The 12,259-nt window shown below is 72.2% G+C and carries 14 protein-coding genes; 7 read left to right on the forward strand and 7 right to left on the reverse strand.

Annotation, left to right across the window (positions count from 1 at the left end; all coding sequences use genetic code 11):
• Nucleotides 1-87: 87 nt before the first annotated feature.
• Nucleotides 88-558 (forward strand): hypothetical protein, encoded by a 471-nt coding sequence (locus ABZ725_RS44725; RefSeq protein WP_358808107.1) that lies wholly within the window; start codon nt 88-90, stop codon nt 556-558.
• A 116-nt stretch (nt 559-674) separates the two neighbouring features.
• Here ABZ725_RS44725 and ABZ725_RS44730 read toward each other — a convergent pair whose 3' ends face one another.
• Together ABZ725_RS44730 and ABZ725_RS44735 are read right to left on the reverse strand one after the other, a co-directional pair.
• Nucleotides 675-1,148, reverse strand: a complete 474-nt coding sequence (locus tag ABZ725_RS44730; protein WP_358808108.1) for a hypothetical protein — start codon at nt 1,146-1,148, stop codon at nt 675-677.
• Nucleotides 1,149-1,509: 361 nt separating this feature from the next.
• Nucleotides 1,510-2,025, reverse strand: a complete 516-nt coding sequence (locus ABZ725_RS44735; RefSeq protein WP_358808109.1) for a DinB family protein — start codon at nt 2,023-2,025, stop codon at nt 1,510-1,512.
• Nucleotides 2,026-2,121: 96 nt separating this feature from the next.
• Here ABZ725_RS44735 and ABZ725_RS44740 point away from each other — a divergent pair, with 96 nt between their 5' ends.
• Nucleotides 2,122-3,033 carry a Gfo/Idh/MocA family oxidoreductase gene (locus tag ABZ725_RS44740; protein WP_358808110.1) on the forward strand — a complete coding sequence of 304 codons (912 nt, stop codon included), beginning with the start codon at nt 2,122-2,124 and terminating at the stop codon, nt 3,031-3,033.
• Here ABZ725_RS44740 and lnt read toward each other — a convergent pair.
• On the reverse strand, nt 2,951-4,534 hold the full coding sequence (gene lnt, locus ABZ725_RS44745; protein ID WP_358808111.1) for an apolipoprotein N-acyltransferase: 1,584 nt from the start codon (nt 4,532-4,534) through the stop codon (nt 2,951-2,953). The genes ABZ725_RS44740 and lnt overlap by 83 nt on opposite strands.
• Before the next feature lie 70 nt (nt 4,535-4,604).
• Nucleotides 4,605-5,075 (reverse strand): nuclear transport factor 2 family protein, encoded by a 471-nt coding sequence (locus tag ABZ725_RS44750; protein WP_358808112.1) that lies wholly within the window; start codon nt 5,073-5,075, stop codon nt 4,605-4,607.
• Nucleotides 5,076-5,287: 212 nt separating this feature from the next.
• On the opposite strand from ABZ725_RS44750, the gene ABZ725_RS44755 reads away from it, so the two are divergent.
• Nucleotides 5,288-5,863 (forward strand): hypothetical protein, encoded by a 576-nt coding sequence (locus tag ABZ725_RS44755; RefSeq protein WP_358808113.1) that lies wholly within the window; start codon nt 5,288-5,290, stop codon nt 5,861-5,863.
• 185 nt (nt 5,864-6,048) lie between these two features.
• A complete protein-coding gene (locus ABZ725_RS44760; RefSeq protein WP_358808114.1) occupies nt 6,049-6,744 on the forward strand; it encodes a DUF4389 domain-containing protein in 696 nt (231 codons plus the stop codon).
• A gap of 19 nt (nt 6,745-6,763) precedes the next feature.
• Here the strand turns inward: ABZ725_RS44760 and ABZ725_RS44765 are convergent, their stop codons facing one another.
• From ABZ725_RS44765 to ABZ725_RS44775, 3 genes are all read right to left on the reverse strand, one after another.
• Complete coding sequence (locus ABZ725_RS44765; RefSeq protein ID WP_358808115.1) at nt 6,764-7,777, reverse strand: LLM class flavin-dependent oxidoreductase; 1,014 nt, start codon at nt 7,775-7,777, stop codon at nt 6,764-6,766.
• 103 nt (nt 7,778-7,880) lie between these two features.
• A complete protein-coding gene (locus tag ABZ725_RS44770) occupies nt 7,881-8,060 on the reverse strand; it encodes a hypothetical protein (protein ID WP_358808116.1) in 180 nt (59 codons plus the stop codon).
• A gap of 147 nt (nt 8,061-8,207) precedes the next feature.
• Nucleotides 8,208-9,083 carry an undecaprenyl-diphosphate phosphatase gene (locus ABZ725_RS44775; protein ID WP_358808117.1) on the reverse strand — a complete coding sequence of 292 codons (876 nt, stop codon included), beginning with the start codon at nt 9,081-9,083 and terminating at the stop codon, nt 8,208-8,210.
• Between the two features lie 360 nt (nt 9,084-9,443).
• On the opposite strand from ABZ725_RS44775, the gene ABZ725_RS44780 reads away from it, so the two are divergent.
• Genes ABZ725_RS44780 through ABZ725_RS44790 form a run of 3 tightly spaced genes read left to right on the forward strand, consistent with a single transcriptional unit; the run spans nt 9,444 to nt 12,249 of the window.
• On the forward strand, nt 9,444-10,610 hold the full coding sequence (locus tag ABZ725_RS44780) for a Gfo/Idh/MocA family oxidoreductase (RefSeq protein WP_358808118.1): 1,167 nt from the start codon (nt 9,444-9,446) through the stop codon (nt 10,608-10,610).
• The gene (locus ABZ725_RS44785; RefSeq protein ID WP_358808119.1) at nt 10,607-11,536 is read left to right on the forward strand and encodes a PmoA family protein; all 930 of its coding nucleotides are present in this window, start codon (nt 10,607-10,609) and stop codon (nt 11,534-11,536) included. The genes ABZ725_RS44780 and ABZ725_RS44785 overlap by 4 nt, the downstream gene beginning before the upstream one ends.
• A complete protein-coding gene (locus ABZ725_RS44790; RefSeq protein ID WP_358808120.1) occupies nt 11,530-12,249 on the forward strand; it encodes a cupin in 720 nt (239 codons plus the stop codon). Before ABZ725_RS44785 ends, ABZ725_RS44790 begins: the two co-directional genes overlap by 7 nt.
• Nucleotides 12,250-12,259: the final 10 nt, after the last annotated feature.

Below are 12,259 nucleotides of genomic sequence, written 5' to 3' on the forward strand. Positions count from 1 at the left end.
ACCGGACTTCCCCGGCCCCGGTGCCGCCTGCCCCCGATCGCCGGTGCGTGCGGCTAGCGTCGACGCATCGGCGCAAGGGAGGCCTGGGTGGCGGAGAGACAGGGGCGGACGGCGTCGGAGACGCTGCTCACGCGGATCGGTCAGGTCGTGATGCTGCACCACGGGGGAGACCGCGAGGAGGCCCGGCACCGGCTCCTCGACCTGTGGACGGAGGTCGGGGAGGACGGCGACCCGCTGCACCGCTGCACCCTCGCCCACTACCTGGCCGACACCCACGACGACCCGTCGGACGAACTGGCCTGGGACCTGCGGGCGCTGACGGCGGCGCAGGAGCACGAGGGCTCGGTGGAGGCGCGGGCGCTCTATCCGTCCCTGCACCTCAACCTGGCGGCGGACTATGTGAAGCTCGACCACGCCGAGGCCGCCCGGACCCATGTGCGCAGGGCGCGCAGGGCGGCCGCGGCGCTGGGGGACGACAGCTACGGGGACGGCGTACGGGCGGCGATCAGCAGGATGGAGCTGAGACTGGGGGAGGGGGAGTGGCGTCGGGAGGGGTGATCCGGGAGGCGTGAAACGGGGCGGGCGAACGGGGACGGGCGGACCGGGACCGGTGAACCGGGACCGGTGAACCGGGACCGGCGAACCGGGACGGGTGTACCGGGGGGCGTGAATACTCATCGTCCGTAGGCCTGTTCGCAGATCACCGCTTCCGGGCTGTCCCGCTGCCATGCGCCGTACTTTCTGCCGAGCGCGCACACATCGGTGTTCCTGCGCACCTCCGCCTCCACGTCCGGGATCTCCACACGCGGCAGTGCGTGCCGTCGCGGTTCCGGGTGGGGAGGCCGGGCGTGCGGACGCGAACGGGGCGCGGGCGGCTGCTCGGTCGGCGCCGCCGCCGACCGCCGCCGGTCCGGGGTGGCCGGCGTCGTCGGTTCCGGTTTCCGGGACGGCGCGATCATCTCCAGCGCCTCACGGGCCGGCGCCTGCACGATCTGCGTCTCGGCCTGCCCGTCCGGCCGCGGCACGGACGGCCGGGACGGGGCCGGGGCCGGACCCGGTGCGGGCGGACGCTGGACGGTCATGCACCCGGAGAGGGCCGAGAAGGCCACGGTGACCAGGAGCGTGGCGGTGGTAGTCGTTCGATGCACCCGCGCAACTCTGGTGGTTGCGGCCGTCCGAGCAACAGCGGACCACCCGAGGTTGCCCCGCACGGGTGATCTCGTACCCCGTAGGGAGGGAGCGGACCCGGACACGCTGACGGCCGCCGCCGATTTGCTGCGTCCTGCTCGGCCGGACGGCGCCAAGCGGGTCGGGCGAAGTCGGCTGCAGTTCGGCAGCGCCCTGAAGGGGCGCGGGGCGCTGACATCTGCGGCTCCGCCGCGATGGGGGTCCCCCCGCTCGAGCGCAGCCGAGAGTGGGGGAGCGACCAGCCACGATGGCACCGCAGCGGAACGACGGCACATCGCGGCCCCGCGGCGGAGCCGCATATCGACACGGTCAGCGGAGCGCTCAGTCTCCGGTCGCGCCGTCGATGCGCTCGCGGAGCAGGTCGGCGTGGCCGTTGTGCCGGGCGTATTCCTCGATCATGTGGGTGTAGATCCAGCGCAGGCTGAACGGTTCGTCGGTGAACCTGCTCTTGCCGCGCGAGAGTTCCTCCAGGGCGAAGCCGGCCGCGTACCGCCGGGCGACCTCGATCTCGGCCTGCCAGGTGGCGTGGGCCTGCGCCCAGGTGTCCTGCTCGGTGAGGTGGAACTCGCCGTCCCGGTCCTCGTCGCTGTAGTAGATCGGCTCCGCGCCGTCGTCCACGAGCACCCTGCGGAACCAGCTGCGCTCCACCTCCGCCATGTGCCGCACCAGGCCCATCAGGGACAGTTCGGACGGCGGCACCGAGGCGGTGCGGAGCTGCTCGTCGGTGAGGCCGGCGCATTTCATGGCCAGGGTCTGCCGGTGGTAGTCCAGCCAGCCTTCCAGCATGGTGCGTTCGTCGGCGTTCTGGGCGGGTTCGGTGCGCTGCGTCGTCGTCATCTCCGCATGGTTACCCCGAGGCGCCCGCGCCCACCACGGGTTTTCCGGTGGGCCGTATGCTGCCGTGGAGACAGGCGAGCAGTGAGGGAGCACCCCGTGAAGGTCGGCTGTATCGGACTCGGCGACATCGCGCAGAAGGCGTATCTGCCGGTGCTCGGCGCGTTGCCCGGGGTCGAACTCCATCTGCAGACGCGTACCCCGGCCACCCTCGACCGGGTCGCCGACACCCTTCGGCTGCCCCGTGAGCAGCGGCACCGCGACCTCGACGCGCTGCTCGCCGTCGGCCTGGACGCGGCGTTCGTGCACGCGCCCACCGCCGCGCACCCCGAGATCGTCGCCCGGCTGCTGGAAGCGGGCGTCCCGACGTACGTCGACAAGCCCCTCGCCTACGAACTCGCCGACTCCGAACGGCTCGTGGCGCTCGCGCAGACGCGCGACACGTCCCTGGCCGTCGGTTTCAACCGGCGTTTCGCGCCCGGGTACGCGCAGTGCGCCGACCATCCGCGCGAGCTGATCATCATGCAGAAGAACCGGATCGGACTGCCCGAGGAACCGCGCAGGATGGTCCTCGACGACTTCATCCACGTCGTCGACACCCTGCGCTTCCTGGCGCCGGGCCCGGTCGACGACGTGAGGGTGCGGGCCCGCGTCGAGGAGGGGCTGCTGCACCACATAGTCCTCCAGCTCAGCGGAGACGGCTTCACCGCGCTCGGTGTGATGAACCGGCTCAGCGGCTCGAACGAGGAGATCCTGGAGGTGTCCGGGCAGGACACCAAGCGGCAGGTCGTCAACCTCGCCGAGGTCATCGACCACAAGGGGCAGCCGACCGTGCGGCGGCGCGGCGACTGGGTCCCGGTGGCCCGGCAGCGCGGCATCGAGCAGGCGGTGCTCGCCTTCCTGGACGCCGTGCGCGCGGGAAAGGTGCTCAGCGCCCGGGACGCGCTGGCGACTCATGAGCTGTGCGAGCAGGTGGTCCGAGCGGTGCGGGACGGGTCCGCCGCAGCCTGACCGCCCGGCTCCCCTCGGTGAGGCCGAGGGCCACGAGCGTCAGCAGGGCCAGGTGGACCGGCCAGTCGCCGTACCGGACGTACGGGGTGACGCCGTCGGCGAGCGGGACGTCGTAGACGGCCGTCGTGCTCGCCTCCGTGCCCAGCCATGAGCCGATGCGCCGACCGCTCGCGTCGTACACCGCGGAGACGCCGGTGAGGGTGGAGTGGACGAACGGCCGCCCGGTCTCCGCGGCGCGCAGCGCGCCCAGCGAGGCGTGCTCCGCGGGCGCCCAGCTGTGCTGGAAGGTGGAGGTCGACGACTGGGCGACCAGCACGTCGCTGCCGTCCTCGGCGAGATGCCGGCTCATGTCGGGGAAGGCCGTCTCGAAGCACACCATCGGCCCGATGCGCAGGCCCGGCGCGACGTCCATCACGACCTGCCCGGCGCCGCGCCGCCGGTCCTCGCCGGCCGCCTTGCCGACGGAGGTGGCCCAGCCGAGCAGCGAACGGGCCGGTATGTACTCGCCGAACGGCACCAGCCGCATCTTGTCGTACCGGTCGCCGGTCGGGCCGTCGGGGCCGACGAGGATCGAGCTCTTGTAGATGCCGGGCCGGTCGGAGCGGCGGGCGTCGACGTTGACGAGGATGTCGGCGCCGGTCGCGCGGGACAACCGCGCGAGGCGATCGGCCAGATCGGGCCGCTCGGCGAGGTCGTACCCGACACTGCTCTCGCCCCAGACGATCAGATCGACGTCCTGCCCGACCAGCCGTCGGGTCAACTGCTCCTCGCGGTCGAAGCGTCGGTCGGGCCCGTCGATCACACCCGGCTGGACGACGGCGATCCGGGCCTGTCCGTCGACGTCGGGGCGCGGCGCCCACACCCAGGCCGCCGAGGCCGTGGCGGCCGTGGCGACCAGCCCGGCGAGCGCCGGCAGCCGGGACGCGGGGAGCGCGATGAGGACGGCGGCGGCCACGTTGACCGCCACCACCAGCAGACTCAGCAGCCACACCCCGCCGACGGAGGCGAGCCGCAACGCCGGCTGCACCTGCCACTGACTGGCCCCGAGCATGCCCCACGGCCCGCCGAGCCCCTGCCAGGAGCGGACGAGTTCGACGGCCAGCCAGGCCGAGGGCAGGACGAGCAGCGCGGCCGCCACCCGCCCGCGGGACGGCATCGCGTCCGCGGCGAGGAACCGGCGCACCAGCCACCCCCACGGAGCCCACAGGGCGCCCAGCAGCGCGGCGATGACAAGCGTGAACACATGCAGGGACGGCAGCAGCCAGTGATGCATCGCCAGCATGAAGCCGAAGCCGCCGCTCCAGCCGTCGTACGCCGCCCGCCGCCCCGTCGGCGCGGAGCGGGCGAGCAGGATCCAGGGGACGAGCGCGAGGTAGGCCCACCACCACAGGGCCGGCGCCGGGAACGCGAGCACGGGCAGCGCGCCCGCGAGAGCCGCGACGGCCGAACGCCGCCAGGGGGAGGTGAGCCAATGTCCGAACCCCTGCGTGAACCCCTGCATCCCTCCAGTGTGCGCGCCGCGGACGATCTCCGACAGAGTGCTTTTCGGCTCGGCAGGAGCGCGTTTCGGCTCAGCCGGGCAGCCGTCGCCATTTCTCCCGTACGACCACCTCGCGCATCCGCCAGCCGTCGTGCGTCCGCAGCAGACCGAAGGTGTACCGGCCGCCGTAGACGAAGTCGGGTGCGCCGGCCGGGGAGCCGTCGGGGGCGTCGGCGGTCAACCGCATCGGGTTGACGTAGTCGGCCTGCACCCGGGCGGTGTCGCCGGTGTCCTGCTCCAGGATCCCGAAGTGCACCCGGCGGTTGACGATGAGGTGCTGCCGCATCGCGAACACCCGCATGCTCTCCGCGAGCCAGGCGGCGACGTTCCCGGCCTCCCCCTCGATACCGCCGGCGGAACGGTAGTCCGCCCGCCCGTCCGATGTGAACAGTTCCCGGTATGCCGTCCAGTCACCGTCGTCCACCGCCACGGCGTAGTCGGTGATCAACCCGTCGACGGCCAGTCGGTCCATCACGGTGGCGAGCTCCACACGCTGCGTCATGGCCCGAGTCTTCGGCATGGGAGCGGATCAGCCAAGGTCTGTGCGGGTGTCGATCCCACGTACGGCTTCCGCGCCCCCCGATCCTCGGCCTTCCATGATCGGTCGTTGCCGTTTCGTGATCGTCCGGGCCTGGTCCGGTCACATGCCGAGCCCAGCGTGAGTGACCACGGCATCGAGCCGTGACCGTGTACTCGATCAGTTGGGGAGCAGACATGCGACGACTCGGAACCGCGTTGGCGGTCTTAGCGCTGGCGGGAGCCGGCCTCGCGGGAACGGCGGTGACGGCCCAGGCCGACACCGGCGCGTCGGCGGTGTGCGAGACCGGGTGGGGGAGCCTGGAGAAGCGGGTGACTCCGGCGGAGGACTACCTGCCTCCGCTGACGAACGTGAGGACCGGTCAGCACGAGTGCTTCGACCGCATGGTCGTCGACTACAAGGGCGGCTCGGGGACCGGCGACATCGGCTACCGCGTCAAGTACGTCGACAAGCTGATCTCGGTCGGCACGGGGGAGATCCCCATCTCCGGCGGAGCGATCCTGCAGATCGCCGTGTCGCCCAACCACGACCCGGAGACCGGCACGAACTCCTACCCGGGCACGCACGGGCAGCCGCTGCCCGGAGTGGACATCACGGGCTACCAGACCTTCAAGGACACGCGATACGTCGACGGCCTCGAGGACGATGTGGTCATCGGGGTCGGCGTACGGGCGCGGCTGCCGTTCCGCGTGACGCAGTCGGGCGACCACCTGATCATCGACGTCGCACACTCCTGGAACGCCACCTCCTGAGCCACGCACGGCCCCAGGGAGGGTCCCGCACGGCCTCGAGGCAGCCGCCTCGGGGCCGTGCGGTGCGTGGACGCCGGTTCGCGCCCCGGGGTGATCCGCCCGAGTCGCGGCCGTCCACGGCCCGTGCGAGCCTGAGACTGCGGACTGGTGGCCGCCGGGTGGGGACTCTCGATCGGAGGCGCCCCATGAATCCTGTCACCGCGTCGCCCGTGCGGATCGAGGCATTCCTCGACCCCCGGCTGTCGAGATGGCTGTGGCTGGTGAAGTGGCTGCTGGCCGTCCCGCACTACATCGTGCTGTTCTTCCTCTGGATCGCGTTCGTCCTCGTGACGATCGTCGCGTTCTTCGCCATCCTCTTCACCGGCCGGTACCCGCAGTCCCTCTTCACCTTCAATGTCGGCGTCCTGCGCTGGAACTGGCGGGTCGGCTACTACGCCCACGCCGCGCTCGGCACCGACCGGTACCCGCCGTTCACCCTCGCGGACGTCCCCGACTACCCGGCGCATCTGGACGTGGCCTACCCCGAGCGGCTCTCGCGCGGACTGGTCCTGGTCAAGTGGTGGCTGCTGGTGATTCCGCAGTACATCGTCGTCGGGGTCTTCACCGGCGGGGGCTGGGGGTGGGGAGGAGACGGCGGCTGGCGCGGCGTCGGCCTGATCCCCTTCCTCTCCCTCGTCGCCGTGGTCGTCCTGGCGTTCACCGCCCGCTACCCGGTCCACCTCTTCGATCTGCTGCTCGGCCTGGTCCGCTGGTCCGCGCGGGTGATCGCGTACGCCGCGCTGATGACCGACGCGTACCCGCCGTTCCGGCTCGACATGGGCGGACAGTCCGAACCGCCGACGACGACATCGGCGACGTCGCCGGGCGGCTCCGGACGCTGACGCGGCGGCGGCCTACGGCCTACTGAGGGATCGAGGCGATCGGTGCCGTCGTAGCCGTCGGAGCCATGACGTGCCGTCCGACGAGTTCGTACGACCGCAGGCGGTCGGCCAACGAGTACACGGGCGTGACCAGCATGAGTTCGTCCGCGCGGGTCGCCGCCACCAGGTCCGTCAGGCGCTTCGCCACGGTCTCGGGCGAGCCGACCGCCTGCTGTGCACGGAAGCCCGCCAGCGCCTGTGTCTCCTCCGCGGTGAACGCGTGCGCGGCCGCCTCCGCGGGCGTGGGGAAGGGGAAGTCCCCTCGCCCCTTGAGGAGGCCGGCCTTGACGACGTCCATCGGGCCGGCGAGTCGGGCCGCCTCCTCCTGCGTCTCGGCGCACACGGTTTCCACGCAGACCAGCACGCGCGGGCGCGCGCACCAGCGGGACGGCGCGAAATGTGCGCGGTAGTGCGCGAGCGCGGCGAGGGTGTTGTCGGGACGAATGTGATGGGCGAAGGCGATCGGCAGACCGAGTTCCGCGGCGAGCGCCGCGCCCGCCGTGCTCGAGGACAGCAGCCAGGGCTCCGGGAGCGGGTCGAGGGCGACCTCGTCCACCAGGAGCCGCAGGGTCGCCGCCACATCGTCGCGGTACTCGTCGTCGGTCGTGGGTCCCGCTCCTCGCCGCAGCGCCCGCGCCGTCGACTCGTCGAAGGTGCCCGGGCCGCGGCCGATGCCGAGGTCGATCCGGTCCGGGTGCAGCGCGGCCAGCGTGCCGAACTGCTCCGCCAGCATGAGCGGAGCGTGGTTCGGAGCGAGCACGCCGCCGGATCCGAGGCGCACGGACGACGTGGACGCCGCCGCGTGAGCGATCAGGACGACGGGCGGGAACGCGCCTATCGCCGGGGAATGGTGATGCTCGGCGTACCAGAGCCGCAGGTAACCGAGGTCCTCGATGCGGCGGGCGAACTCGGCGGTGTCTCGTAACGTGTCCGCGGCCGAGGAGCCCGACTGGACCATGGCCACTTCCAACGCGCTGAACGGCAGGGTGATCATGCGGTCAGTGTAGGGAGGGCCCTGCGCCGCCCGAGCGGCTCTGCGCCAGGCTGATCGGACCGGCCGGGCCGCATGGCGGCGGCCCTGTGCGCGGGGTCGGGGCTCAGGCCGCCGTGACCACGTCACCGCGGATCGCCGCGGCCCACTCGACCACCAGCAGTTCGTACTCGGCCCGCTCCTGGGTCGACAGCGACCCGCCGGCGCGCAGCCAGAGGGCCCGGATCCGCTCGTTTAACTCGGCAGCGGACCGCACGGAACCAGGGACGACAGAATCGGGGGACATGCGGCAAAGCCTAGGCGCATCCACTGACACTGCGCTACGGGACGGCTACGGACACCGATATGGGCTTGGTCACGGTTGATCGATCATCGGCGACGGCCGCTCCCCGGTGGGTTCCGCACAGCGGAGAGCGGACCTGGCTCGGTCGGGTCAGCCGGCGGACTCCGCCGCGTGCGGACTCAGGACACCCATGCTGACCAGCACGATCAGCACGATGCCCAGGACGACGCGGTAGTAGACGAACGGCATGAAGGACTTCGTGCTGATGAACTTCATGAACCAGGCGATCACCGCGTACCCGGTGACGAAGGCGATCACCGTCGCGAACATCGTCGGCCCCCACGCCACATGGCCGCCCTCCAGCGCGTCCTTCGTCTCGAAGACGCCGGAGGCGAGGACCGCCGGAATGGCCAGCAGGAAGGAGTAGCGGGCCGCGGCCTCGCGCTTGTAGCCCATGAACAGGCCGCCGCTGATGGTGGCGCCGGAGCGCGAGACGCCGGGGATGAGGGCGCAGGCCTGGCAGAGGCCGAAGATCAGGCCGTCCTTGACGCCCAGGTTCTCCAGGCTCTTGCGCTGCTTGGGCGCGCGGTGCTTCGCGCCCGCCTCGTCCCGGGCCGCGAGCCGGTCGGCGATGCCGATCACGATGCCGACGACGACGAGCATGGTCGCGGTGATCCGCAGATCGCGGAACGGTCCCTCGATCTGGTCCTTGAGGGTGACGCCCAGCAGCCCGATCGGGATCGAGCCGACGATCACCAGCCAGCCCATCTGGGCGTCGTGGTCCTTGCGCATCGTCTTGTCGAAGAGCGACCGGCTCCAGGCCGCGATGATCCGGCCGATGTCCTTGCGGAAGTAGATCAGCACCGCTGCTTCCGTGCCGATCTGGGTGATCGCCGTGAAGGCGGCACCGGGGTCCTCCCAGCCGGAGAACGCCGCGGTCAGCCGCAGGTGCGCGCTGGAGGAGACGGGGAGGAACTCGGTCAGCCCCTGGACGAGTCCGAGGATGAGAGATTCGAACCAAGACATGAGGTGAGGAAGTCCAAGCGCCGATCGGAAGGGGCGACCGCGACAGCAGGCCGCCGCGTCCGGTGAGGTCCGGTGAGGTCCGGTGATCAAGAGTGTGCAAAGGAAGCGTAGCGGTCCCGTGTGACAGGTTCGCCACAGGGGTTTCGCGGGCGCCGTGAGCTGCGCCGTTCGACCACCCGTGAACTGCGGCATTCGTCCGTCGAAGGCTCGGACTCCCGGATGGTTGACCGGCCGCCCGACCGCCGCATACGTTGCCTCCGAGGGGAAAGCGCTTGCTGTGCGTGTGTGCCGCACGCTTCCTGCTCGGTTGCTGGATCGCCGGCCGTTCGGCCGTTCGTCGGAGGAGTGCTGATCACGTCCATGTCCCCATCCACTCCGCTGCCTGTTCCCCTCGACGGCCGCCGTATCCGGGCCGCCGTCATCGGCACCGGCGCCATCGGACGCGGCTCCCATCTGCCCGCGCTCAAGCAGCTCGCCGCCGAGGGCGAGACCGAGGTCGTGGCGGCCGTTGACATCGATGCCACCGCCGTCGAGGCGTTCTGCGCGCAGAGCGGCGTCCCGCACGCCTACACCGACCTCGAACTGATGCTCGCGGAGCAGCGCCCGGACCTGGTGACCATCTGCACCCCGCCGACCCTGCATCGCGAGCAGAGCGTGGCCGCGCTGCGAGCCGGCGCCTGGGTGTGGTGCGAGAAGCCGCCCGTGCCGACCCTCGCCGACTACGACGCCGTCGAGGCGGAGGAGGGGGAGACGGCGGGCCCGTACTCCTCGATCGTGTTCCAGCACCGCTTCGGGTCCGGGGCGCGGCACGTGCGGCGGCTGCTCGACGAGCAGGCCCTCGGGCGGCCGCTCGTCGCACACTGCCAGACCACCTGGTACCGCGACACCGCCTACTACGCCGTGCCCTGGCGCGGCCGCTGGCAGACCGAGGGCGGCGGCCCGGCGATGGGCCACGGCATCCACCAGATGGACCTGCTGCTCGACCTCCTCGGCCCGTGGAGCGAGGTGCGGGCCATGGCCGGCCGACTCGTGCACGACGTGGAGACGGAGGACGTGTCCACCGCCCTCGTCCGCTTCGAGAGCGGGGCCATGGCCACCGTCGTCAACAGCGTCCTGAGCCCCGACGAGGTCAGCCGCATCCGGATCGACTGCGAGCGCGCCACCGTCGAGCTCACCCACCTCTACGGCCACTCCAACGCCGACTGGAGCGTCACCCCCGCCCCGGACGTGCCGGGCGACGAGGCGGCGGCCTGGCAGGACTTCGGCGCGGACGTCCCGAGTTCGCACCTCGCGCAGCTGCGCGAGCTGGTCGCGAGCATGCGCGCGGGCCGGCGGCCGCGCAGCAGCGGCGCGGACGGGCGCACCAGCCTGGAGCTGATCTCCGCGCTGTACAAGTCGGCGTTCACGGACACGACGGTGCGGCGGGGCGAGATCGGGCCCGGCGACCCGTACTACACGGCCCTGCACGGGGGCGCTCCGGGCTGGGCGCCGGGCACGGCCGCGGTGGGCGCGGAGGTGCCGGCATGAGCGGGGAGCTGCGTCTCGTCCACGCCCACGGCGACCGCATCACGGTGACCGACCCGGCCACCGGCGTCGAACTGCTCGCCTACGTCTACCGGCCCGAGGCGGCCTGGGAGGCGCCGCGGCCCTACATCCACCCGCTGCGGACCCTCGCCGGCGACATCGTCACCGACTACCGGCCCAACGACCACCGCTGGCACAAGGGGCTGTCGCTGACCGCCTCGCACCTCTCGGGCGCCAACCTGTGGGGCGGGAACTCGTACGTCCACGGCGAGGGGTATCTCGAACTCCCCGAGCGGGTCGGCTCGATGGCGCACGTCGGCTTCGACGAGGTCGCGGCCGACGCGGGCCGTGTCGTCATCGCCGAGCGGCTGACCTGGCATCCGCACGGCGGCGAGCTGTGGGCCGACGAGACGCGCCGGATCGAGGTGCACGACGTCGACCCGGACGCCGGCTCCTGGGCGCTGACCTGGACCAGCGCCGTCACCAACCGCCGCGACGAGCCGCTGCGTTTCGGCAGCCCGACGACCGCCGGGCGGGAGCTGGCCGGCTACACGGGTCTGTTCTGGCGCGGTCCGCGGGCCTTCCGGGACGGCCGGATCATCGGACCGGAAGGCGAGGGCCCCGGGCTGATGGCCTCGCAGAGCCCCTGGCTGGCCCTGTCCGGCGAGCACGACGGCGCCGACGGGCACGCCACGGTCGTCTTCGCGCACGCCCCCGAGAACGACCACTCCGGCGCGGAGGGGACCCACCCCGCCCACTGGTTCGTCCGCAACGAGCCCTTCGCGGGCATCGCCCCGTCCTGGGCGTTCTTCGACGAACTGGAGCTCGCCCCCGGCGACACGCTCACCCGCCGCTACCGGGTGATCGTGGCCGACGGCGCCTGGGAGCGGGACGCGATCGAGGGGTACCTGAAGGCGCACCCGTGGTGAGCGCGTACGCGGGACTGCCCGGCGGGGTCGCCGTCTCGCACCTGTGCGTGTACGACTGGCCCGCCGCGGACGGCCTGCACGGCGGAACTCCGCACCTGCACCTGACCTGTTCGGAGGGGTACGTCGTCATCGGCGGGCGCGGCTCGGTGCAGACCCTGACGGCGTCCGGGTACGAGGTCACGCCCCTCGCGCCCGGCACGGTCGCCTGGTTCACGCCGGGCACCGTCCACCGGCTGGTCAACGACGACGACCTGCGCATCGCCGTCCTGATGCAGAACAGCGGGCTGCCGGAGGCGGGCGACGCGGTGCTCACCCTGCCCCCGGAGTACCTCGCCGACCCCGAGACGTACGCGGCCGCGACCGTGATCCCCGCCGACGCCCCGGAGGAGGAGCAGGCCCGGATCGCCCGTGCCCGGCGCGATCTCGCGCTGGAGGGCTACCGGGCGCTGCGCGAGGCCCCGGACGTTCCGGCGGCCCTGGCCGACTTCCACCGGGCCGCCGCCGCGCTCGTCCGGCCCCGGCTCGCCGAGTGGCGCGAGCGCTGGCTGCGCGGGGCGCGGGCGGCCGCGGAGGCCACGGGGGAGCAGCTCGACCGGCTCGCGGCCGGGGACGTCTCCCACCTCGCCGAGGCCGTCGTACGGGCCGAAGAGCCGTCCACGTACGGGAAGTTCGGGATGTGCGGGCGGCTGGACGTGTACCGGGGGCCCGAGTAGTTTCCCCGAA

The sequence above is a fragment of the Streptomyces sp. NPDC006872 genome, from assembly GCF_040635845.1.
Lineage (GTDB): Bacteria > Actinomycetota > Actinomycetes > Streptomycetales > Streptomycetaceae > Streptomyces.

Bases quoted from the DNA above. Each gene is read 5' to 3' on its own strand.
- ABZ725_RS44760 (WP_358808114.1), top strand. From the start codon at position 6,049: ATGAATCCTGTCACCGCGTCGCCCGTGCGGATCGAGGCATTCCTCGAC.
- ABZ725_RS44780 (WP_358808118.1), top strand. From the start codon at position 9,444: ATGTCCCCATCCACTCCGCTGCCTGTTCCCCTCGACGGCCGCCGTATC.
- lnt (WP_358808111.1), bottom strand. From the start codon at position 4,534: ATGCAGGGGTTCACGCAGGGGTTCGGACATTGGCTCACCTCCCCCTGG.
- ABZ725_RS44775 (WP_358808117.1), bottom strand. From the start codon at position 9,083: ATGTCTTGGTTCGAATCTCTCATCCTCGGACTCGTCCAGGGGCTGACC.
- ABZ725_RS44735 (WP_358808109.1), bottom strand. From the start codon at position 2,025: ATGACGACGACGCAGCGCACCGAACCCGCCCAGAACGCCGACGAACGC.
- ABZ725_RS44755 (WP_358808113.1), top strand. From the start codon at position 5,288: ATGCGACGACTCGGAACCGCGTTGGCGGTCTTAGCGCTGGCGGGAGCC.
- ABZ725_RS44750 (WP_358808112.1), bottom strand. From the start codon at position 5,075: ATGACGCAGCGTGTGGAGCTCGCCACCGTGATGGACCGACTGGCCGTC.
- ABZ725_RS44770 (WP_358808116.1), bottom strand. From the start codon at position 8,060: ATGTCCCCCGATTCTGTCGTCCCTGGTTCCGTGCGGTCCGCTGCCGAG.
- ABZ725_RS44785 (WP_358808119.1), top strand. From the start codon at position 10,607: ATGAGCGGGGAGCTGCGTCTCGTCCACGCCCACGGCGACCGCATCACG.
- ABZ725_RS44765 (WP_358808115.1), bottom strand. From the start codon at position 7,777: ATGATCACCCTGCCGTTCAGCGCGTTGGAAGTGGCCATGGTCCAGTCG.